The 22,996-nt window shown below is 39.0% G+C and carries 23 protein-coding genes and 3 pseudogenes; 9 read left to right on the forward strand and 17 right to left on the reverse strand.

The window, feature by feature from the left end; translation table 11 throughout:
• Positions 1–36: 36 nt before the first annotated feature.
• From MKY10_RS12120 to MKY10_RS12150, 7 genes are all read right to left on the reverse strand, one after another.
• A complete protein-coding gene (locus MKY10_RS12120) occupies positions 37–1,677 on the reverse strand; it encodes a YndJ family protein (protein ID WP_015252007.1) in 1,641 nt (546 codons plus the stop codon).
• A complete protein-coding gene (locus MKY10_RS12125) occupies positions 1,674–2,291 on the reverse strand; it encodes a DUF4166 domain-containing protein (RefSeq protein WP_015252008.1) in 618 nt (205 codons plus the stop codon). Before MKY10_RS12125 ends, MKY10_RS12120 begins: the two co-directional genes overlap by 4 nt.
• 4 nt (positions 2,292–2,295) lie before the next feature.
• A complete protein-coding gene (locus tag MKY10_RS12130; RefSeq protein ID WP_015252009.1) occupies positions 2,296–3,102 on the reverse strand; it encodes a hypothetical protein in 807 nt (268 codons plus the stop codon).
• Between the two features lie 146 nt (positions 3,103–3,248).
• Positions 3,249–4,463 (reverse strand): Ger(x)C family spore germination protein, encoded by a 1,215-nt coding sequence (locus MKY10_RS12135; RefSeq protein ID WP_003245832.1) that lies wholly within the window; start codon positions 4,461–4,463, stop codon positions 3,249–3,251.
• Positions 4,453–5,544 (reverse strand): spore germination protein, encoded by a 1,092-nt coding sequence (locus MKY10_RS12140; protein ID WP_015252010.1) that lies wholly within the window; start codon positions 5,542–5,544, stop codon positions 4,453–4,455. The genes MKY10_RS12135 and MKY10_RS12140 overlap by 11 nt, the downstream gene beginning before the upstream one ends.
• Before the next feature lie 29 nt (positions 5,545–5,573).
• Positions 5,574–7,136, reverse strand: a complete 1,563-nt coding sequence (locus tag MKY10_RS12145) for a spore germination protein (RefSeq protein ID WP_015252011.1) — start codon at positions 7,134–7,136, stop codon at positions 5,574–5,576.
• A gap of 292 nt (positions 7,137–7,428) precedes the next feature.
• A complete protein-coding gene (locus MKY10_RS12150; protein WP_003231626.1) occupies positions 7,429–7,617 on the reverse strand; it encodes a hypothetical protein in 189 nt (62 codons plus the stop codon).
• Between the two features lie 306 nt (positions 7,618–7,923).
• On the opposite strand from MKY10_RS12150, the gene MKY10_RS12155 reads away from it, so the two are divergent.
• On the forward strand, positions 7,924–8,358 hold the full coding sequence (locus tag MKY10_RS12155; protein WP_003231627.1) for an SRPBCC domain-containing protein: 435 nt from the start codon (positions 7,924–7,926) through the stop codon (positions 8,356–8,358).
• A 64-nt stretch (positions 8,359–8,422) separates the two neighbouring features.
• Here the strand turns inward: MKY10_RS12155 and MKY10_RS12160 are convergent, their stop codons facing one another.
• Entirely contained in the window at positions 8,423–8,821 is a 399-nt protein-coding gene (locus tag MKY10_RS12160; protein ID WP_009967329.1) for a hypothetical protein, read from the reverse strand.
• Between the two features lie 16 nt (positions 8,822–8,837).
• Positions 8,838–8,997: pseudogene (locus MKY10_RS12165) on the reverse strand (hypothetical protein).
• Between the two features lie 78 nt (positions 8,998–9,075).
• Between MKY10_RS12165 and tatAC the strand changes: the two are divergent.
• The 5 genes from tatAC (at position 9,076) to MKY10_RS12190 (ending at position 11,477) form a co-directional block, all read left to right on the forward strand.
• On the forward strand, positions 9,076–9,264 hold the full coding sequence (tatAC, locus tag MKY10_RS12170; protein WP_003231634.1) for a twin-arginine translocase TatAC: 189 nt from the start codon (positions 9,076–9,078) through the stop codon (positions 9,262–9,264).
• A gap of 175 nt (positions 9,265–9,439) precedes the next feature.
• Positions 9,440–9,664, forward strand: a complete 225-nt coding sequence (locus MKY10_RS12175) for a hypothetical protein (RefSeq protein WP_015713994.1) — start codon at positions 9,440–9,442, stop codon at positions 9,662–9,664.
• Positions 9,665–9,908: 244 nt separating this feature from the next.
• On the forward strand, positions 9,909–10,265 hold the full coding sequence (locus MKY10_RS12180; protein WP_048654894.1) for a YoqO family protein: 357 nt from the start codon (positions 9,909–9,911) through the stop codon (positions 10,263–10,265).
• A 159-nt stretch (positions 10,266–10,424) separates the two neighbouring features.
• The gene (locus MKY10_RS12185; protein ID WP_129010203.1) at positions 10,425–11,147 is read left to right on the forward strand and encodes a YrpD family protein; all 723 of its coding nucleotides are present in this window, start codon (positions 10,425–10,427) and stop codon (positions 11,145–11,147) included.
• 42 nt (positions 11,148–11,189) lie between these two features.
• Positions 11,190–11,477 (forward strand): hypothetical protein, encoded by a 288-nt coding sequence (locus tag MKY10_RS12190; RefSeq protein WP_015252014.1) that lies wholly within the window; start codon positions 11,190–11,192, stop codon positions 11,475–11,477.
• Between the two features lie 122 nt (positions 11,478–11,599).
• On the opposite strand, the gene MKY10_RS12195 is transcribed toward MKY10_RS12190, so the two are convergent.
• Both MKY10_RS12195 and MKY10_RS12200 read right to left on the reverse strand, forming a co-directional pair.
• On the reverse strand, positions 11,600–12,439 hold the full coding sequence (locus MKY10_RS12195; protein WP_015252015.1) for a thymidylate synthase: 840 nt from the start codon (positions 12,437–12,439) through the stop codon (positions 11,600–11,602).
• 274 nt (positions 12,440–12,713) lie between these two features.
• Positions 12,714–12,878, reverse strand: coding sequence for a hypothetical protein (locus MKY10_RS12200; protein ID WP_003231643.1), 165 nt, complete (start codon positions 12,876–12,878; stop codon positions 12,714–12,716).
• Between the two features lie 382 nt (positions 12,879–13,260).
• On the opposite strand from MKY10_RS12200, the gene cotU reads away from it, so the two are divergent.
• Positions 13,261–13,521, forward strand: a complete 261-nt coding sequence (gene cotU / locus MKY10_RS12205) for a spore coat protein CotU (RefSeq protein WP_003231648.1) — start codon at positions 13,261–13,263, stop codon at positions 13,519–13,521.
• A gap of 641 nt (positions 13,522–14,162) precedes the next feature.
• Here cotU and dutA read toward each other — a convergent pair.
• Positions 14,163–14,597 (reverse strand): dUTP diphosphatase DutA, encoded by a 435-nt coding sequence (gene dutA / locus MKY10_RS12210; RefSeq protein WP_003245820.1) that lies wholly within the window; start codon positions 14,595–14,597, stop codon positions 14,163–14,165.
• Positions 14,598–14,626: 29 nt separating this feature from the next.
• Entirely contained in the window at positions 14,627–15,088 is a 462-nt protein-coding gene (locus MKY10_RS12215; protein ID WP_015252017.1) for a DUF2691 family protein, read from the reverse strand.
• Positions 15,089–15,551: 463 nt separating this feature from the next.
• Between MKY10_RS12215 and alr the strand changes: the two genes are divergently transcribed.
• Positions 15,552–16,736, forward strand: coding sequence for an alanine racemase (gene alr / locus MKY10_RS12220; protein WP_015713988.1), 1,185 nt, complete (start codon positions 15,552–15,554; stop codon positions 16,734–16,736).
• 101 nt (positions 16,737–16,837) lie between these two features.
• On the opposite strand, the pseudogene MKY10_RS12225 reads toward alr, so the two are convergent.
• A pseudogene (locus MKY10_RS12225) lies at positions 16,838–18,253 on the reverse strand (sugar porter family MFS transporter).
• A gap of 413 nt (positions 18,254–18,666) precedes the next feature.
• Here MKY10_RS12225 and yncB point away from each other — a divergent pair.
• Complete coding sequence (yncB, locus tag MKY10_RS12230) at positions 18,667–19,302, forward strand: endonuclease YncB (RefSeq protein WP_015252020.1); 636 nt, start codon at positions 18,667–18,669, stop codon at positions 19,300–19,302.
• 213 nt (positions 19,303–19,515) lie between these two features.
• On the opposite strand, the pseudogene MKY10_RS12235 reads toward yncB, so the two are convergent.
• The 3 genes and pseudogenes from MKY10_RS12235 to xylA all read right to left on the reverse strand — a co-directional run.
• Positions 19,516–19,681: pseudogene (locus MKY10_RS12235) on the reverse strand (glycoside hydrolase family 11 protein); the annotation flags it as partial.
• A 101-nt stretch (positions 19,682–19,782) separates the two neighbouring features.
• Entirely contained in the window at positions 19,783–21,282 is a 1,500-nt protein-coding gene (xylB, locus tag MKY10_RS12240) for a xylulokinase (protein ID WP_015252021.1), read from the reverse strand.
• 150 nt (positions 21,283–21,432) lie between these two features.
• The gene (xylA, locus tag MKY10_RS12245; RefSeq protein ID WP_015252022.1) at positions 21,433–22,770 is read right to left on the reverse strand and encodes a xylose isomerase; all 1,338 of its coding nucleotides are present in this window, start codon (positions 22,768–22,770) and stop codon (positions 21,433–21,435) included.
• Positions 22,771–22,996 lie beyond the last annotated feature (226 nt).

Raw genomic sequence — 22,996 nt, forward strand, 5'->3', positions numbered from 1 at the left:
AATGCAGCAACTGGCAGACGAAGCTTCTTCTTTGTGTTAGGTTCTTTCAATAGGCTGGTTAATATGTGTAATGCTGTAATGAACAGTTAGAAATTTTAATCCAAACAGCCACATATGATGAACAGCGGTTAATTTGTTGTCATGTGCAGCTTCTATCAGAAAGGTTTCAGATAAAGGAAGCGGACAAGTTCCCGCTCTTGTTTGCAGATAAATCCCCTCATCCCCCGCTCTGCTTTTTCTCCGGCTGCTTGTTAAAACCAGCTTCTCCTGATGATGATATGGTTTTAAAACACCTGTCATGCTGCTGAATGGAAGCGGTAAAGAAATATTCATATACCCCTCTCCATTTGAACGATACACTGAATAAAGAGCGGTAAAAATGGTTTCGTTTTTTTCATTTGTTCTAATCCAGGCACGTACTCTTTCCCTTCCGTCTTTTTTCGAATGAACACCTTTTATCTTGCTGTACATCCTATACCAGTCAGGGTTCGTCGAAAGATGTATTTGGCCGATTCTTCTGCTGAACCATTCGTAAATAATTGCAAGCGGCCGAAACCACGTGCTCCATGTTACTTTTGCTTTAATATTGTATTCGATGGTTTGTTCATAAAACGAAAGAATGAGCGGCGCCAGTTTTTCTGGTGAAAAATCTTTTGAACGCAGGCTGCCCATATCATCCACAAGTCCGCTGTACCGAGCGTTATTTTCAGCTTGAATGTTAGCTAAAAATTCTTCTCCAATCTTTCTTTTTCCGTAGATACGGCTGAATGTCTTTACACTGTCTGCATCAAAAGGTTTCGCATCCTCTATTCTCCACCCTATGAGAGCGGGCAAGATAACACCAAACGCGTTGACAAAACCGTGAATCCAAATCATCTGATTGATGGTCAATGTAACTTCTTGCCGAAAGACACCAAATGAATAAATCATCGAGAAAGCAATCGTTATCATTAAAACAGCGGAAGAAAGCCGAATAAGAAATGTCCCCGTCTTGGTGCGAAAAGCTGCCGTGAACACCAAAAATGCATGAAGATAAATCGCCGCCATATAAATGCTAACCGCAATGACATCAAGTGTTTTTGAATATGTGATGCCCAGTGCGATAAGAAGGGGCGAAAGCAAAATCACCCATGTTATCCAACTGTACAACATCCGATGTTTTCTAATGGTTCTGCCGAGTAAACCGTTGAAGATCGGGATCAGAAAAGCAGAATAGTGAAAGTGGACAGCAGTCAGCAAAATGATGAGAGGGCCAAATTGCATGATCTGCAAATGGGCAGCATAAGCAAAAAACCAAAATCCTCCTCCCGCCAAATAAATAAGACCGAACAAAACTGATGTCTCTTCGATTCTATGTATCTTTGTTTCCCAAAGGCGGAGGATCGCATACAATGCATTAAAAACTGTGTACATCCACCAGATAAGTGCGAAACCCCCAACCTCCGTCACTAGAGCCAGCACCGCAAAGAATGCGGCTACAGGATAGCACTGGATTAGCCCGTTTTCCATAAACTGAGCAGCACGAACCGGAGATTGACGAAAAACAAAAGGAAAAATTCCCGGCACGAAAAATAGAATGGATAACAAAACGAGTGCCTCTGCCACTGAAATATCCGGTGCTTCTGCTGCAAGAAATCCAATAAAACAAAGCGCACTGACTATGCCATTTCGTTTCATGATTCTCTCTCTTCCTCCTGAAACGTTCCCTTATAAAAGAAAAGAGTGCCAAGAATTGTATTTTGCACATGCACTTCAATGGTGAAACAATTCTTTTTTTCATCAAACGTTTCGCAAACTTCGGATGTACCGGTCAGCCATTTCGGCAGCGGGATTCTTTTTCCGCATATCAATAGCCATTGCTTTCCCGATGTGATCGTAAGAGAGCCGTCAAGAGATGCCTCGAACGTCAAAACAGACAGCAGCAGATGAGGTTTGCCGAAGAAATCAAGTATTCTATTTTCTTTCTTGTCATATATCATTATCGCGTCAAAGAAACGTTTTTTGCCTTTAAAGAAAAATGTACGATTCCATTCTATTCCTGTATGTTGCGATTTCAAAAGACAAGTTCTATTTTGTATTGTAAATGGAATGTCTTTGCCTCTTTCTGAAAAGAAGCATCTGAAAAAAACACCCAGTTTTAACAGCATTCTAACCAGAAAAGAGCCTCCGCTTATTTCTGACATCGTTCCCGTCCCGCTGAATGTTTGAGACCCGTCTAATTGGTACCGTTTCCGCAGCTTGGGATGCAGCAAATGATAGTTAATAATTGATTTTTCATAAATCGAACTCACAATGTCACTTCTTTCTCTTTCGTTTTGTGCGCCTGGCACTGGGGAGCTGCAGGCTAAGAGCGCCGCTTGCAGCAGAAAACACACTCAACAGAACCCACATGAATATTTCGGAACCTAGACAAGCAAACCCAGCAAAAATACAAGCCTGGACACCATGAATGATCCATTTTCTTTTTAAAGGAAGCAGCCACAAAATAGCTAAGCCTATCTCCGCTGTTCCTGCCAATATGCTTGTCTTAACACCTGCAAAGCCTTGATAGAACCAAAACAGGCTGAAAAACAGACACATGAACACATAGATGATAGCAGATCGAATGAAGCGCTTCGGATGTTTATTTTGCTCTACCCAAAGCCTTAATGCATCAAAGCTCCAGGCAGTCGCCCAGCCAAGCAGCGGCCGAAATAATAAACGATCAATCCATCTTCCCAGCAGTCCGTAGGCTGTTTTGTATTGGTACTGTGTTAAAAACGTCATTTTCCCATTTTCTCTCTGTATATACTTCCAGTAGCCGCTTCCATGCCGAATCAGAGATAATGGATGATCAGAGCCAAAAGCCAGTGAAGAAGACCTTTCAGATGAACATTTGTTGAAAACACCGACGGTTTCTCCTGTACCTGACACCTTTAATCCAAAGCCTACCCTTGTTTCGTAAAGAAACTTCTGTTTTTCGCATGGCTGACTATTCAAATACGTAATATTTGAAAACCGGAGATCCCATTCCTTATGCAGTGATGGGTTTTGTGTATATTCCCAGAGTGTATCCAGATCAGATTTCATTTCGATTTCTACATAAATCGGTTTCTGCCTCACAGCCCCTTCTCCCTTCTATTTCAAGCAATTCCTATATTAGCATATTGGTCGATTTGAAAAGTGTATATCTCTCCAAAAAAAGTATCTTTATCCTAATAAATGCATAAAAAAGAGAAGAGATGTTTCCTTCTCTTCCTTGGGATTCATTACTGAGTTTTAACCGTGCCGAAATGAGTAATTGTGACGTTCACACTGTATGTGATGTCGGCTTTACTGAAGGTGTCATCCCAGTTATTTTTCACCCTTTTCCATAAGTGAGGATATGTAAGTCTAAAAGATTCATCAAAACCCGCAACATCTGCTTTATAATCATGCTGAATTTTTTTTAATACCTGACCAACTATTTTCTTTACCTCGTTTTCAATAGTCGTTTCGAGACGATCTATAAACTGGGTGTCCAACGCCTCTTTTGTGTTCCAGTTTTCAACCAAATCGCCTTCTGATTCAATATCGACATGGAATGAAATATCTTTCCCTTTTACGATTGGCTGAATTCTGCTTTTGATTTTATTGATATCGTACGCTAACGTCTGTTGGCTCTTTTTATCATGACTTTTGACAACTCCGCCTTTCCCTTCTCCTCTAATCCATGTAATCCCCTCAGTTTCATATTCATTTAAGGTGCCTATCATTTTTTTCGATTTTCCGTTGATTACAGCTGCTCCGGAATACTTGACCGCTCCATTCGCCGCAACCACATTTTGCAGTAAAAAGCTGCTGCCAGAATGCAGTTTTCCAATTAGTTTCGCGAGTGTCATAGGGGGAAGAATTCTGGAAACTTTATGTTCATTTTCACCTAATCCAATCAGCCGAAATGCCGGAATTTCTCCGTTCTCTTTCAGTTGGAGAGCGTCTCTTGCTTCCCCTTTAGCAGATAAAACAAGACAGCTCAGCCTGATTTCATTATCACGAAAAAATTGATCCAGCATTTCGTCGATTGGAAATGTGTGCAGCACATCTTCACTCATGACAACAACTTTTAAATGCGGGCTAAACACTTCTCGGTCCCGTCTTAATGCAACCTCACTTCCGATCTGCTGTAATGAATCCCCTGTTTCACTTATATTAATGTACGCTTTTTGCGCTCCTTGTCCGCTACCGCCTCCCCCGCTTGTGCCCGCGCCTGCCGCTTTTTCATTAACAAATTGATAGGTCAGCGTAATGTTGTCTTTTTTCGGATAGCTCCCGCCCTCTTCTTTTAACTCTTTTTCAGTGTTCGTTTCTTTTCCTTTATCAATTGCGATAGCGAATGTGAGACCCAGATCTTCTATTTCCCGACTGCTCCAGCATCCTGTTACGCAAATCATCAGCAGACATACTATGACCATAGCAGGCAATTGACGTTTTAGTTTACTTTTCACCTCTTTTCCTCCATTTCGAAATGACTAACAGCAAAATCGGCAAAGCGCCAAATATATACAAAGCGATATGACTGACCGTATCGCCTAATATAAAGACGTCATTTTCATTTTTCGGCATGCAAGAGAGGATATATATAACAGGAAGCAGCCCAAACATACATGAAAGGGGTTTCTTTTTAAAAACTTGTGAGACTCCCAGGGAAGCTGCATAAAAAGTGATAATAAACGTGGCAAAAAGCTGCATAATCCAAATCACAAGCAGAAATGATTCAAACCGTTCAAATATTAAACCAGGTATTTCAAAACTTCTCATCAGGTCAAGCCCCGGCCATGTTCTCGTCACAACTCCCTCAACTGATAGTGCACCGATGACCATAATCATCGTAATCATATAAAAACTGGTCACAACGCCTGTCCCGATCACAACTGCTTTCACCGCATTTTTCGGCTTTTTCATAAATGCTACTAAAATGAACATAATTTCTGAACATGTAAATGAAAGGTTCGTTGTCTTTACACCTCTAAGAACCGGCATGATTCCATCACCTAATACAGGGCGCAAATTGTTGATCTCAAATATACCTAAACTCATGAGGGCTATCGTTAAAAAGATGATGACCGTAATCGGAAAAATCATTTCAAAAAGCCGTGCAATCGGATCTAGGCCTTGTGTAATTGAATAAAGCCCAATCCAAAGAACTGTCATAATGATGGCCCAAGACGGTGTCCCTTCGAGGAGAAAAAAATCCACGATTTCGGACATGACTCTGACTTCAAATGCACCGAGTGCCAGAAAATAAGTAATAAAAACAATACTGATCAGATGCCCGAGCCATTTTCCTACAATATGTCGGGAGTATTCATAAAAGGTCTCCTTAGGATACTGCTGGCTTAATTTAACTATCATCATCCCGGCTATTACCGCTAGGACCCCGCCTAATAAAACTGAAATCCATCCATCAGGAGATTGTGTTTGTTCTGTTACTGTCCGAGGGAGCGTAAGAACTCCGGCAGCAAGCATATAATTAATGATGATAACCGTTGCCTGAGCGGTTGTGATTTTACTGGTTGGGCTGAACATGAGACTTTATCACCATCCTGTCGAGTTCATCACTTCACCCGTTTTGTATTATCTGTATTCATCAATTTAGGCCGGCGCTTCATGACTAAAAGAGGCATTCTGATAACAAAGTCTTTCCAATCTTTTAAGTGATAGGGCACTGCCGGACTTGCGTATGGCACACCAAAGCTCTTTAGCTTTACGACATGGCTGCTTAGCAGCAGATAATACATAATGACTCCAAACAATCCAAACACCGCCGCACAAAACATCGCGCCAAACCGAAGCATCCGAAGTGCTATACCTGTGCTATAATGCGGGATGGCAAATGAAGAAATTGCTGTGAGCGCAACAACAATGACCATGATTGGACTGACAATCCCCGCCTGCACAGCTGCTTCCCCGATGATTAATCCGCCAACTATGCCTATTGCGGGTCCAATTGGTTTTGGCAAACGAAGCCCCGCCTCTCTTAAAATTTCAATCGCGACTTCCATAAATAAGGCTTCAATCAGAGATGGGAACGGAACACCTTGGCGCGTCCCGGAAATTGAAATCGCCAGCTTGGTCGGAATTAACCCAGGATGAAAAGAAATAAATGATATATATAAAGCGGGTGCGAATAACGTTATCATTGCTGCGATGAACCTCAGCAATCTGATGAGCGAGCTCGGGAACCACCGTTCATAATAATCTTCAGGCGATTGAAGCATCATGCTGAAAGTGACTGGAACAATCAAAGCAAACGGAGTGCCGTCTAGCAGAATAGCTACTCTTCCTTCCATTAATCCGCTTATGACGCGATCAGGACGTTCTGTACTCTGTACTTGCGGGAACGGGCTCAAATAATTATCCTCAATTAACTGTTCAACGTAGCCTGACTCCGGCAAATGATCGATCTCAATCCCTCTCACTCTTTTTCTTACTTCCTCGACTACTTTTGGGTCTGCAATGTCATTCATATAAGCGATAATTAAATCCTTTTTTAATCGTGTTCCTACTTCAAATCTCTGCAATGTTAATTGATCATTTTTTCCTTGCTGTCTCAAAAGAGCTGTATTCGTACTCAACTCTTCTGTAAAGCCTGTGCGCGGCCCTCTGACAAGCGCTTCTGAAAGCGGCTCCTCGATACTTCGATTTTGTTTTTTTACAGTTCCCAGAAGAAAGGCCTGCGGTATTCCATCGATGAGAAGCGCTGTCGAACCCATGAAAACATTCAACACGATATCACTGATTTTCTCTGATTCTATGACATCACCGATTGATATGATTTGATTTTTTATCTGTTTCGAAGTTAAAATACCTTTGCCGGATTGAGAAATTTCATCGCTTACCTGATTAGGTTGATTCATGACTAACACTGATAGACCTTTATTAATCAATTCCTGATCAGACAGTCCTTCAACAAAGATCAATGCCGCTTTTACATGTAATTGAGTGATTTCAAGCTCACGGAAATGAACGTCCCCGTTATGTCCTATTTTTCTTTTTACATGTTCTAAGTCGTATCCGATGTTACCGGTTAACACATCCTGATCCTGCTTTTCAGCTGTCGAATATTCTGATTTATGCTGCTTCTGTGTTTTGTACTGATTGTTCCGCCACCTCATCATTGCACCTTCTTATACATGAATCCAAGTAAACACTTTATAGATTACATATGGAACGAGAAATACTACTAACGCTTGAAACCACACATTCCAGTCAGTAAGTGTTGATATCATGTTATCCATCTGTCAGTTCCCCTCTCTCTAATAGGATTATTTTTCCCGTATACCTATTTTTTATGTTCGTCTTTTTTCTCAATAAAAAAGCATGATGAACATTTCATCATGCTTTTAAAGAAATCAACCTGACCATTTTGCATAATTAACACAAAATGAGCCTTTTAGCAGTCTGGAAAAACTAAAATTCCAGCTTGAAGCTTTCTGCCTGATCTGAAACTTCCACAGGAATCCCCATTATCGTTTTCGGTTTGGAAACGTAAACAAAGCGCATTTCTTCCTCTAATTGCTGAAACGCTTTTTCACTAACTAAAATTCTGGCCGGCTTCCCTGGACTGTTATCAATGGCTGCTTTGATTTTTCCAAGCATAAAAAACCTCCTGTTTTAGAAAATGGCTCATTTACTATTAAAACAAAAATCGCAAAATAAATTGGCTGAACAGGAATCCCAGTTCAAACATAACAGTTGCGGCTGCAAACAAGAATGAACGAAATCACAACATACACCTCTCTCTCTTTTTCGCGCATGCAGAATTCTCCCATTCACAGATCAGACTGGCGACTGACACGCTGTTCAACAGCAGCTCTAGCATAAATAATGCACGCTATGGACATGATCTTATTAGTTATTATATGATTGAATTGAAAAAACATCATATGTCAAGAGGTAAACGAAATGGCTCAAAACAACGAAAATGCATTACCGGATATTACAAAAAGCATTACTCTGGAGGCTCCCATTCAGAAAGTCTGGGAGACAGTCTCTACTTCAGAAGGCATTGCCAAGTGGTTTATGCCCAATGACTTTCAGCTCAAAGAAGGACAAGAATTTCACTTACAATCGCCGTTTGGGCCGTCCCCTTGTAAAGTTTTGGCTGTTCAAGCTCCAACTGAACTTTCTTTTGAATGGGATACAGAAGGATGGGTCGTTACCTTTCAATTAGAAGACTTGGGGGAAAAGACAGGGTTTACCCTTATTCACAGCGGCTGGAAAGAGCCGAATGAAGTGATCGGCAAAGCAAACGAGAAAAGCTCCGTCGTTCGCGGTAAGATGGATGGCGGCTGGACTGGCATTGTAAATGAACGGCTTCGTAAGGCTGTCGAAGAATAAAAAAGAGAGAGGTATCTCTCTTTTTTGTTTTTTTCCAAGGGTTATACTTCACAATTTGAGTCCATCAATCATAAAACGTAACAGTTTTAGATTTACCAGAGTAATCGGTAACAAAGAACTCGGCCTTGTTATTGCTCCCATCTACAAATTTTCCAATACTGCCAAAGGTGTGGCATTCTCCGGGTGAAAAATAGTTTGCCCCTACATAATCATCAGGATTGTCACCGGGATCATCCTCATATAAGTGCAGTGAAACAGAAAAAGGAGTGCTTCCTGAAAGGCACACTCTAAAATCTCCTCCGGTCGAGTATACCGTCGGACTTGAGTAAGTATATGTGTAAGTCCCCAACTTATCCCACTCTCCAGCCCCCGCAGTTCCGGCTTTTTCTGCTTGTGCCGTTAATGGAAAAACCGCAGCCAACCCTAAAACAGACAAAAATCCAACTACCTTAGTGAATCTCATCAGCTACACCACTCCTCTATTTCAATGATAGCCGCAGATACGTTTGTATCATTTCCGGCAAAGCTACATAATTGATCCAGCCTGCCTCCCTGCTTCTTAGGCAGGTGGCATTGGACATTATATTCAGCAGCAGCCGTTTTATGAATCCGTCTTTGTGCTGGTTTTAAAATGTTCAAAATAAATGCATTCCCATTTGTACTGCTATCTCTTATAATTTGTTTAAAAGGTTGTACTTCAATCAGGGGGAAAAGGATATGGAATTAAGCTTCACAAAAATACTCGTTATTTTGTTTGTGGGTTTTTTAGTATTTGGGCCTGATAAACTGCCGGCGCTTGGCCGTGCAGCAGGAAAAGCCTTATCAGAATTTAAACAAGCAACAAGCGGACTGACTCAGGATATCAGAAAAAATGACTCAGAAAACAAAGAAGACAAACAAATGTAGGATAAATCGTTTGGGCCGATGAAAAATCGGCTCTTTATTTTGATTTGTTTCTGTGTCATCTGCCTTTTTTTTATCATTTGGACAGCCCTTTTTTCCTTCTATGATTTTAACTGTCCAAGCCGCAAAATCTACTCACCGTATAATAAAGCGTAGTAAAAATAAAGGAGGAGTAAATATGGGTTATTACAAAAAATACAAAGAAGAGTATTATACGGTCAAAAAAACGTATTATAAGAAGTATTACGAATATGATAAAAAATACTATGACCACCATGATAAAAAATATGATGACTGTGATTACGACAAAAAATATGATGACTATGATAAAAAATATTATGATCATGATAAAAAAGACTATGATTATGTTGTAGAGTATAAAAAGCATAAAAAACACTACTAAACGCCATTAACATCTCCTCGTTTTTACTTTCCCCGGCTATTGCCGGGTCTTTTTTGTTTGTGCACTATATGTATATTTCTGAAGCTTCCCTTTCTATGAAAACCTTGGTGACTGAACCCAAAAAAGAATAATGAATATTTAGTACATAGTTTAGTTAGTTCATAAATGAGCGCATTCAGTTTATTGCAGTTACAAAGAAACTTTTATAAACTCTTTGAGGATCATACATAAAAGGAGAGGTTTTTTGTATAGAAACATCGTATTTTATCTCATTTTACTTTGTCTATTTATATCAGTTGTCATGAAAAGCTTTGAGGTGATAAGAACAATAGCCAATGTTATCTGCTTTGTTTTCGTATTGCTGTATTTTAAAGATGAAATGAAAACATACTCACGTAAAGCGTTAGCAATCCTAAGTATTTGTTTTCTTTTCTTAGTCGGTATCTGTGCTTTTATCATTTTACAAGGACAGACATTGATGAAACGTCACCTCTTTTTTACAGGCTGGGAAACGATAGCGGGCATTCTTTTAATGATCGTTTCTTTAAGCATTTGTACTTTTATTTTAGGGAAAATTTCAAATCGGTTAAAACGATTGTGATCTCATTCTTTCCTCTGATAAAGGTATATAGCTTTCAGATTGGCGAAGCGTTTCGTCCCTTACTTCACTCAAAATGAAATATTTTGTCGATTATATACATCAATCCAGTTCCAAAATAAGGTATAATAAATGGCGAAACCACTATCAAAAGGGGGAATTTTGGTGAAAAAAGTATTGATTGCAGGTGCAGTAGGAACAGCGGTTCTTTTCGGAACCCTTTCATCAGGTATACCAGGCTTACCCGCGGCAGATGCTCAAGTCGCAAAAGCAGCATCCCAGTTGCCTAACGGAATCGGCGGCCGTGTCTACCTGAACAGTACGGGCGCCGTTTTTACAGCTAAAATCACGCTTCCTGAAACTGTCAAAAACAACGACTCGGTCTCTACTCCCTATATTTATTCTGGCTTTAGGGCAACAAGCGGAACTGAAGCCGATATCGGGCTTCAGTACAGCAAACAATACAACGTCTGGAAGCCCCTCATGAAGGTTGGGTCCAAAAATGAAGAAACATACATCGAAGGAAAAGACAAATTCACATACAATAAAGGCTTCCGCCCTGGAAGCACAGTCCAAATGACAATCTATAAAAATTTAAGCGGCAATACGCGCATGACCCTTTGGGGAACGAACAATGACGGCTACACCGGACGGATTATCACAGAAATTCAAGGAACCAACATCGGCACGATTTCAAAATGGAAAACCCTTGCTACCGCGGCTGTTTCGTATGAAAGCCAGCGTGATGCGATCAAAGCAACCTTTTCGACATCTTTTAACAACATCACAATCGACAATAAAGCCGTCACTCCTGTGGTAGATACACAGGATTTCGCAAAGGTTTCAGTTGCAGGAAATAACGTTACGATCTCTGTTCATAAATAAACGAAGCAGCAAAAAGCCGCCAGCATTGTCTGGCGGTTTTCATTGGAGCATACTGGTCATAGTTCGTTTCTTCAGCTCTTTTGTTTAAACCTAACTTTAATAAGGGTGGAAATTGGTATGAAATATGAAAAATCAAGTCTTTTTGGAATGATTTTAGTTATTGTAGCACTTCTAATATCTATATATTTTATGTGTAATACAAATGCGTTGGTACCTGCTGGATATGATTTAGCTATTCATGGAATTGTAATATCTAGAACTGTAATGATTGCTTTTACTTTGTATTTAGTTTCAAAGTTAGGATATTTTCTTCTGAATAAAAAAGATTAACTGTAGAGTTAATCTTTTTTATGTATTATACGTGTTTGTCCTTCAATTTTTATTCATCTTCCAGATTGCTTAATGAAATTAGGATACCTGCTATCCATTCACTGCACAATAAAAAGGCAGCATTAAACCGCTACCTCAAATAAAAGCTTGTCCCCATGTTTATAGTTGAATAATTTGAAATCATCAATGGTAAAGTTATAAAAATCTTTCACTTCAGGATTGATCCATAGTTCAGGTGCTTCAAACTGTTCTCTTTCCATTTGAATTTTCAAATTTTCTATATGACGTGTGTACACATGGCAATCCCCAATGTTAAAGATATATTCACCAAGCTCATAACCAGTCACTTGAGCAATCATGCGCTGCAACACATTGTACTGGAATACATTGAATGGATTTCCCAATGCCATGTCATTGCTCCGTGCTCTTACCTCGAGGTGGAGCTTACCTTGCTTCACATACCATTGAGTTTCGTATACACATGGCGTTAAGGACATTGCGTCTAAATCATCAGGATTCCACAGCATTGTAATATGTCTGCGTGAAGACGGGTTGTTCTTCAATTGATGAAGAAGATAGTCTACCTGATCCACTTTTTCTCCATTTAGACTTCTGTTTTTCTTCCCCAGCTGAAATCCATATGCATGTCCGATGGTGCCGTCTTCTTGTTTCCACTGATCCCAAATATGTACGCCCATCTTGTTTAAATCATTAACATCATTAGATTTCAGCTGCCAAATCCAGAGCAACTCTTTAATGGCTGTTTTCCAGGCAACCTTTTTTGTCGTTAAAATCGGAACCTCTGAGTTGTCGAATCTCATTTGCTTACTGATTACACTTAGAGTATGTGCCGGTGTTCCATCTGAGTCCCACTTGGTTCTCACATCAAACTCTTCGTCTGAGATTCCATTATTTATAATATCCTTTATAATTGAATTGTATTGTTTATCGAATTGCGTCATAACTATTCATATCCTTCTTTCATTTTCAGTTCTAAGCATAATTTATTACGAATGCAATATTATCGCAAATACTAAGCACTCGCAGATAAAGTGAGGATCTTATTCCACTCACTGTGTGTTTAAAGAGGAGTTAATAACCCCCTCTTTTACACCTGTATTTCTCCATAACATAGTCTGTCACATAGCTCATAGTTACCGCCAGTTTGGTACATACACCGTTGATAACATTGTTGAGGATTATAAGAAATGGTTTGATATTGCGGCACATAAAAATTCAAATAGTCAGGTGTTTGTGTATACCAAATTGGAAATTGTCTAAACACATTAAATCCTCCAATAGCTTTTTCTGATTTAATGCATTGTATTTTACCTCAATATCAATTGTCATTTGTCCATGTGCAATTGGGCTTTCTTTAAAATAAATTCTCTCTAATTTCATTCATTTTTTTTATGATATTTGGCAGCGGTTCATTCCTTATATGATCTGTTTCTAACCGGTTTTGATGTTTGTTTTTGATGTCTAACTCTAAACCCTTCAAAAGCAGTGTTAAAAATCACATCATAGAGCTCTTGAATCTTAACCATAACGTTCAAATATTCTTCAATGAGAAAGTCCCTTTTTACGTATACTAATCTTCTCTATACACTTTACTATTATTTTACAGTGATTGAGTGCTCTCTCTCGCTCTTAAACAGCTATCCGTTTTGTTTTTCAGAAAGTGTTTTAAACAGCCTCTTTTTACTATTCTTATTTCATTTGACCATACCATATCATTTAAACTTCATAAATTAAATTCGAATAACATAAAGGAGGAATTTAATTGGGTTATTATAAAAAATATAAAGAAGAGTATTACACTTGGAAAAAAACATATTACAAAAAGTATTACGACAATGATAAGAAGCATTATGATTGCGACAAGTATTATGATCATGATAAAAAACATTATGATTACGACAAAAAGTATGATGACCATGATAAAAAGTATTACGATGATCACGATTATCATTACGAAAAAAAGTATTATGATGACGATGATCATTATTATGATTTTGTCGAATCATATAAAAAACATCACTAAATCTCTTAAACGTCTATTAATTCCCCGGCGACATACCGGGGGCTTTTTTATGATATTTATCGACGATACTCAGATTTTTTTGTGAAGTCTTATGTCTCATTTCATCTTATATTTTGAACTTGTCTCAAGGCTGCTGTAAATTCAATTATTAATGAACACATGTCATTTAACTTGGCTTATTATTAGTGGCATTACTAGTTTTTAGTTGCCTTCCCCTATTTATAAAAATTTAGATAAAAGTATTTCTTTATAGAGATGCTTGTTTCATCGACAACTCAATCCTAAATGTGGTAAAATCGATAAAAATGTAAAAACTGTAAATATAATAAAAGAAGCATCTTTATGTATATAAGTATTATAATTTTAGCATCCATGCTTTTATGGGGGGCAGTTATCCACGAGCTAAGTAAACCTTCAAAAAAGCAAAGCACCAGAAAAATTGTTCCTTTGACATCTTTAGGTTCTTTATCGACTTTAGTTATTACTATTTCACTTTTTCAAAACTTCCCTTTTTAAACTTTGTTTTTAATTAAATCCTTCGTATTAAAATATTCATTTTATACATAATATTTATATGTACCTTGGCTGAAACCTCCATTGATCAATCACACAGCATGAAGACAGCCAAGGATTTATTTTGTTTACTTCGTACCTGTTGAACCGAGTCCTCCTCTATCCTCGTTTCCCAAATGCTCGACTTCAACCAATTCAACCGCCGGCATTTTCTTCATGATTCTAAACTGGCAGATACGATCACCCTTCTTAATTTCAGTATCACGCAATGCATAAGCAGGAAAGAACCAGAAATCGTTGTCTCCCTTATATGACTCATCGATAACACCCATTGAATTTGTTTGAATAACGCCAAAGTTCTTATATGTACTTGAACGAGGGACGACATGTGCTTCGTAACCTTCAGGCAGCTCCATTGCAACACCTAATGGGACAAGCTTAAATTCATCTTTTTTGATTGTTACATCTTCAGCTGCCCGAAGATCAATCCAGTCTCCCTGCTCAATTTTGCTGATTCTTGTTTGTGTTTCATCTAGATACTTGATTTTAATTTGCATTGTCATGTACTAGCTCCTTTAATTTTTATTGAGTATCATACAGTAAGGCTTGTTCTTGTGTCATTTTCATCAGTTATAAATTCAACGTCTTCAAAATCATTCTGTAAAGCATTGAAGTACAGTTTTTCAATGATATTTTTGTTTTTACAGTAAATCGAAACGTAGCTATTATCTGCTATCAACAGGACAAGTTCGCAATCACTGTCAGCAAACTCTTCATATGTATTGACTTGATTAACCATTTTTCCATATGGAAATGCTTTCAGTTCAACGAAAATGGTATAGTACTGATTCGTTTTTAATTGTTGCTCAAAAACTGCCCCTTCAACAATTGCGTAGTCATGAAAAAGTTCCTCATCATCGAGCTCTCCTTCTACAACAAAATAAGATTCCCCACTCGTTTGCCACCTATAATTAGCTATTTCTACCGGCTGCAGTATTCTCCATAGAAAATTTCCATATTCATTCGGTATTTGAAAACTAACTCCCCTATTCATGTATACCCCTTACTTAAACGATTTTTGTGAATACGAGTTTAATTATATACTCTGATGTTAGGTTTATGGAACAAGGAATCGACTGCCTTTTCAACCGATTATCTTTTACAGAATTTCCTCAGCCCTTCTCATTTAAAAGGTTCTTCAATGTTCATAACAACGGTAAGTATTTCCTGATTAGATTTCTCGTTATCATCTACCCTTAGAAAAAAATGTCCCGAAACAAATAATCATTTTTGTAATCCTCGGTCGCCGTACCCATTAACACCCCACTTACAAGCCTCATGTATCCCGTACTTGCTATTATTCGAACATTGATAGGCACCTTCTCGTATCACATGGATTTGCTGTTGAATGATTTCAAATAAAGTTGAATAAAATAAGATCGAATCATCCAACAATTAACATTTATTCTTGCGGCAATAGGTGGTATTTACAATCCATAAGAAGGAAGGAAGCGTTGATGATAAAGCTTTGCCGAGAAGTTTGGATCGAAGTCAATCTTGATGCCGTTAAAAAGAATTTGCGAGCGATCCGCCGTCATATTCCACATAAGAGCAAAATTATGGCTGTCGTAAAAGCGAACGGTTATGGTCACGGGTCTATAGAAGTGGCACGCCATGCACTGGAACACGGGGCGAGTGAGCTCGCTGTTGCCAGTGTGGAGGAAGGAATCGTTTTACGAAAAGCTGGGATTACAGCACCTATCCTTGTGCTTGGTTTTACATCCCTTAGTTGTGTAAAGAAGTCAGCAGCTTGGAATATAACATTATCAGCATTTCAGGTTGATTGGATGAAAGAAGCAAACGAGATATTGGAAAAAGAAGCGAGTGCTAACCGGCTGGCCATTCATATTAACGTGGATACCGGCATGGGACGATTAGGTGTACGCACAAAGGAAGAACTTTTAGAAGTAGTGAAAGCCTTAAAGGCAAGTAAATTCCTCAGATGGACAGGGATTTTCACACATTTTTCGACAGCTGATGAACCGGACACAACACTCACAAAGCTGCAGCACGAAAAATTCATCAGTTTTCTCAGCTTTTTAAAAAAACAGGGGATTGAGCTGCCCACCGTGCATATGTGCAACACGGCTGCAGCTATCGCATTTCCGGAATTTAGCGCTGATATGATCCGTTTAGGTATCGGCTTATATGGTTTATATCCTTCAGCCTATATTAAACAACTAAATCTCGTTAAGCTTGAACCTGCGTTAAGTTTAAAGGCACGCATCGCTTATGTGAAAACCATGCGGACAGAACCCCGAACCGTTAGCTATGGTGCTACATACATCGCAGAACCTAATGAAGTAATTGCTACACTCCCGATTGGCTATGCTGACGGCTATTCTCGTGCCCTTTCCAATCGCGGGTTTGTTCTTCATCGCGGAAAACGAGTGCCAGTGGCGGGAAGAGTAACAATGGATATGATCATGGTCAGTTTAGGAGAAAACGGTGAAGGTAAACAAGGAGAAGAAGTCGTGATTTACGGTAAGCAAAAAGGAGCCGAGATTTCCGTTGATGAAGTGGCTGAAATGCTCAATACGATTAACTATGAAGTCGTGTCTACATTAAGCCGCCGCATCCCTCGTTTTTATATAAGAGATGGCGAGATTTTTAAAGTATCAACTCCAGTATTATACGTGTAGAACATCTTAAAATGCTGAATCAAAATCCCTCTACCAGAGGGATTTTGTTTTTTCTGAAACTAAAAAAATCCCTCCTATAAGAAGAGAGATTTTCAACATATTTATAACTCAATAACTGATTGTTCAGGAGTATTATGATCGTGTCGAGAACGAAAATGCTCTTCTAATTCTTCAAGTGTACGCCCTTTTGTTTCCGGCATGAATTTGTACACAAAACCGATTGCCAATACACCTAAAGCCACAAATATAAAGAATGTAAAAGACAAACCTACAGAGCTAAGCAAGATCGGGAAAGCAAAACCGATCACAAAATTTAATATCCAAAGGAAAAAAACACTTATCCCAGAACCAAGTCCTCTTAACCTTTGAGGGAATATTTCCGCTATGACAAGCCAAGTCACAGGTCCTACACACCCTTACATAAAGGCAAGAAATAAAACGGTCAAAGAAAGCACTACATAAGGAAGTGCCATAGATCCATCAAGCACAATTGAGAAAATCGCAATCAATAGGAGAGCTGTAGTCGTCCCCGCCAAACCAATCAATAATATTGGACGCCGTCTCACTTTTCCGACCAGCCAAATCCCAAATATAACTGCAATAACTGATATCAGCCCATTTCCAATATTAGCGATTAAAGCCGCTTTTGTACCAAAACCAGATTCTTTAAGGATTTGTGTGCCATAATACATAATCGAGTTCACACCTGTAATTTGATTCACGATGGCAACACCAATTCCAATCCATAAAAGACGGCGCAGCCATGGTGTAGAAAAGTCCTTGAGTGATGCCTTTTCTAGTGCTGTATCTTTTTCTACCGCTTCTTGAATTTTTCTACATTCAGCTTCTGCACGTTTATCTTCTCGAATTTGTTTAAGAACTCGCAGCGCCTCACTGTTTTTGCCTTTGGTGATTAGCCATCGGGGGCTTTCTGGGACCTTAAGCATACTGGCAAATAACATGATAGCCGGAACAGCACAAATGACTAGCATGTATCTCCAAACATGTCCCGTATTTGCCATTGTTACACCGAGGATCGCATTAAAAACATATGCTAAAAATTGCCCGCCAACAATCATTAGTTCATTTTGGGTTACCATACGCCCTCTCTTTTCATGCGGTGCCATTTCTGCTAAAAAGGCCGGCACCATCGCCGAGGCTCCTCCAACAGCCAGCCCCAGTAAAAAACGAAAGACCGCCATGATGAAAACGTTAGGTGCTAACGCTGTTCCCAGTGATGCCAGGAAAAATAAAAAGGAAAGATTAAGGATCATTTTACGGCGGCCATATCGATCAGCCAATCTTCCGCATAACAACGCTCCAAACGCGGCACCTAATAAAAGAATACTCGTAACAAGCCCTTCTGTAACCGGTGTTAAATCAAGCTGATCTGGCCTTGCCATAAAAGGTAAAGCTCCATTTATAACTCCGGTGTCATATCCAAAGAGAAGCCCTCCAAAAGTTGCTGAAATCATTATTAATTTCAACCTTCGATTTCGATGTTCATTCATATCCATTTCCCCTGCCTTTATTAAGAATACTTAATAAGCTCTTTCAGTGTGGATATTGAGTCAAAACTAAAGTCATCTCTATCTTAGATTTTCGCCTCTGGATTTGTAACCGTTTACATTTTTAGCCAATAGAATAAACCTAAGCTATCAGTTGTTATGTTGTAGTAATGTTTTTGTCACATTATTGTCATTTCTCATATTATCATAATTCCAAAAGCATTTTCAGTCAATATTATTTTCAGGATTATTTATTTCCGCTATGTGATGGTGATGTTTTGATCATCTCGTTGTAAAGTTAACTATTGGCAATTTGGAGTGTTATAAGTTCCCTTGAAGTTTTCCATTCACAAAAAATGTCCATATCGTTATAATGATGATGTTTAAACGCAAAAAGAGAAAATGATAAAGAGGGAATCAATATGAAGAAGATTTTGATCAGTATGATCGCAATCGTTTTAAGTATTACTTTGGCAGCTTGCGGATCAAATCACGCAGCCAAAAACCATTCAGATTCTAATGGGACGGAGCAAGTCTCTCAAGATACTCAATCTAATAAATATAATCAGACAGAACAAAAGGCCGGCACGCCTCATTCAAAAAATCAGAAGAAATTGGTCGATGTTACATTAGATAGAGCAATAGATGGAGATACGATTAAGGTTATTTACAACGGAAAGGAAGACACAGTGCGCTACTTGCTCGTTGATACACCTGAGACGAAGAAACCAAATTCTTGTGTTCAACCATACGGTGAGGATGCGTCGAAACGAAATAAAGAATTGGTCAACAGCGGTAAGCTACAGCTGGAATTTGATAAAGGCGATCGCAGAGATAAGTATGGAAGACTGTTAGCATACGTTTATGTTGACGGCAAATCTGTTCAAGAGACATTATTGAAAGAGGGATTGGCCAGAGTAGCATATGTATATGAGCCTAACACAAAATACATAGACCAATTCAGACTAGATGAGCAAGAAGCAAAATCAGATAAACTGTCAATTTGGAGTAAGAGCGGTTATGTGACGAACAGAGGATTTAATGGCTGTGTGAAATAGAAAAACACTGTTTGTTAAAAAAAGCAGCAAACCTAGCAGAATGCAGTTTCCAAAGAATTAGAAAGAGATGATGGAGAGTCTAGTTCCATTCTGCTTATCAAGCTAAAATCATGCAACTAGCCTGTAAAATTTCCGCTGTATAGTAACAATAAAAAACACCCCTTCACGTCAATGTGAGGGGGTTATTTGTGTGTAAACATCCTTCCTATTTCATCATAAATCAAGAGATCCCTCTACCGTCGTTAGCGCGGTTTCATACATCTTACCCATTGGCATTCCTAAGCTTTCTCACTTCTTGAAGTGTTCGCTGACAGAATACGGTTCCGCTCGTTCGTTTTGTCTGCTGGACACTCCAATACTGTTTAAAGGTTGCGATACCTTATTCTCACCATCTTTTCAAAAGAAGGCAGCCATGTCATCAAAGGCCTTTGATGATTAATCGTTAATTGTTCTTTCGTTGATCTCCAGACAATAACATCATTAGTTTTTTCGAAAGCTCTTCAAAGCTTGATTGAGATCCTTTGTGTGAGTATAAATGTTCTTATACAAATCAAATAGTGTTTTATATTTTTGAACATTTTGTGCCTTTGGATAAAATGCAGCAGCCTCACGAATGAACTGCTCTGCACATTCTTCAAGGGATTCAAACCATCCGCTTCCAAAGGCAGCCAGCATTGCAGCCCCCATAGCTGGCCCTTGTTCATTTTCTAACTTAATTACCCTCGTATTGAAAATATCAGCTTGCATTTGCAGCCACGTATCATTTTTAGCTCCCCCACCAATAGAAACAACAGTATGAACTGATTTTCCCGCTTTACGGAATAGCTCAATTGATTCATGTAAAGAGAATGTGATACCTTCCATTATTGCCCTCAAAAAATGCTTTCTATTATGGGCTCCATCCATTCCGATCAAGCTTCCCCGAATAGAAGAATCAGCATGCGGCGTTCTTTCACCAACCAAATAAGGAGTGTATAGCAGTCCATTGGCTCCTATCGGAATAGCTTCCACCCCCTGCAATAATTGCTCAAACGATTCGTTTGGTGCAAACGTTCTTTTAAACCAGTCCAAGCTGTATCCTGCAGCGAGCGTGACGCCCATCGTATAAAAAGAATCCTTTTTTCCATGATTAAAAAAGTGGACTTTCCCTTTAAAGTCTCTTTCTTTTTCTTCTTCGTAGGAAAGTATGACCCCTGACGTCCCAATACTGCATAATGTTTTTCCGGAAGAAAGGATACCTGCTCCAATAGCGCCGCAAGCATTATCTGCTCCCCCAGCGTACACTTTTGTTTTTTCTAATAGCCCGGTCTTGGCGGCAACGTGCGGAAGCAGCGACCCTACACAATCATGAGATTCAACAAGCGGAGGACAAATATCTGCAGAAATACCAATTTGATTGCAAATATCATTGCTCCACTTCTTGCGAGTAATATGTAAAAGTAAAGTTCCTGCTGCATCGGAGTATTCGGTGTGAATGGCACCGGTCATACGGAATCGCACGTAGTCTTTCGGAAGCAAAAACACAGCAGTTTTTTTAAAAAGTTCAGGTTCATGTTCCTTTACCCATAACATTTTAGGTAATGTAAACCCTTCTAAAACACGGTTTTTTGTGATGTCAAGAAGATGATCGCCAAATTTCTCGGTCATCCTTATACATTGAGGCGTTGTTCTGGTATCATTCCAAAGAATTGCATTACGTAACACCTGACGATCTTGGTCAAGCAGTACTAATCCATGCATTTGTCCCGAATAGCTTATCCCGTCAATATCCTTGGCTTGAACATTGGATATAGAAACCAATTCAGCCAATGCTTCAATTGTTTGCTGCACCCAGTCTTCAGGATTTTGCTCACTATATCCCGCCTTCTCTTGGATGAGCGGGTACTTTTTGGACGTTTCTGCACAAACCTTGCCGTTTTGGTTAACTAAAATGGTTTTAACAGCACTCGTTCCAAGATCTATTCCAATGACATACTTCATTTTTTCACTCCTTGCCCTTTTAAAAAACCATTCACTCTAAATAAATCCTAATTATAGAAGTTACCCGTCATAACAACAAGCAATAGGAAAGGAATCATGACGGGTAATTCAGTGACTTGGTATTGATAGCAGGATCTGGAGCTTATCCTGTTATACTTCTAAAATGTATTGGTTCAATATCGCTTTTAATTTCTCCTGTCTTCCAGATTCGTTTTTAATTAATTTATGATTTAGCGCATATTGCTCAAGTGTGTGGAAATTAGCTCTTCCTTCTATAATTTCAAGACCAATCCCTTCAGTAAAGCTGCGGTAACGATGTTGAATCACATCTTCAAACACACGATCTTCGATTAATTTGTGGGCAACTTTCAATCCTCTTGCAAACGCATCCATCCCTGCAATATGGGCATATATTAGATCATCAGGCTCAAAAGAAGATCTTCTGACCTTCGCGTCAAAGTTTAATCCGCCGCTTCCTAGGCCGCCATTTTGCAGGATTTCGTACATTGCTAATGTCGTAGAATATAAATCCGTCGGAAATTCATCCGTGTCCCAGCCTAAAAGAGGATGACCCTGGTTTGCGTCAACAGAGCCAAGCAGACCATGTACTCTTGCCATGCGTAATTCATGTTCGAATGTATGCCCAGCTAATGTGGCATGATTGGCTTCAAGATTTAATTTAAAATGATTGTCTAAGCCATATTGCTTCAAAAAGGCAATGGTTGTTGCTGCATCTGTATCGTATTGATGGGTGGTCGGCTCTTTTGGTTTTGGCTCAATCAAAAACTGCCCTGTGTACCCGATTTCCTTCGCATAATCCACTGCCATATGCATAAATCTAGCCAAATTATCAAGCTCAAATTTTAAATCAGTATTTAACAATGTTTCATATCCTTCACGGCCGCCCCAAAATACATAGTTCTCAGCGCCAAGCTCTTTTGCTGTTTCTAACCCTTTTTTCACTTGTGCTGCAGCATACGCAAACACATCTGCATTGCAAGAAGTCGCGGCACCATGGACGAAACGGGGATTCGTAAACATGTTTGCGGTATTCCATAATAGCTTAACGCCGCTATTTCTCATGTAATCTTTAATCATGCCCACGATCATATCTAAATTTTGGTTTGTCTCTTTTAGCGTACTGCCTTCTGGTGCAATATCCCGGTCATGAAAAGCAAAGAATGGTGCATCTAGTTTTTCAAACATCTCAAATGCTGCTTCTACTCTCATTTTCGCTAGATCCATGCCTTTATAGTGATCCCATGGTCTTTGCATCGTAGCTGCTCCAAAAACGTCTGTACCATCAGCAGTAAATGTATGCCAATAGGCAATAGAAAATCGCAAATGCTCTTTCATCGTTTTTCCGCCGATTACTTCTTGAGGATTATAATATTTAAATGCTAAAGGATTAGTCGAATCTTTCCCTTCGTAAACCACTTTGTTTGCGCTTCCAAAATAGTTGGTTGAACTGGAATGAGATTGAGCCATGTGATTTCCCCCTTAAAAATAAATTTAAAACATGATCATTCAAATACAAATGCATTTTATTTCATATTGTAAGTTACCTATTAGTTTGTCGTTTAAACAAACTAACTTATTTTCATCTTATATAACCTCATCAGTATTTTCAATATTTTTTTTAGTTTTTTATGAACACATTAGATATAATAAAGGGAAGATTCGCTATGTACTATGTTCATACTTAATTTAAAGA

This window comes from Bacillus sp. FSL P4-0290, from assembly GCF_037975435.1.
GTDB classification, from domain to species: Bacteria; Bacillota; Bacilli; order Bacillales; family Bacillaceae; genus Bacillus; species Bacillus subtilis.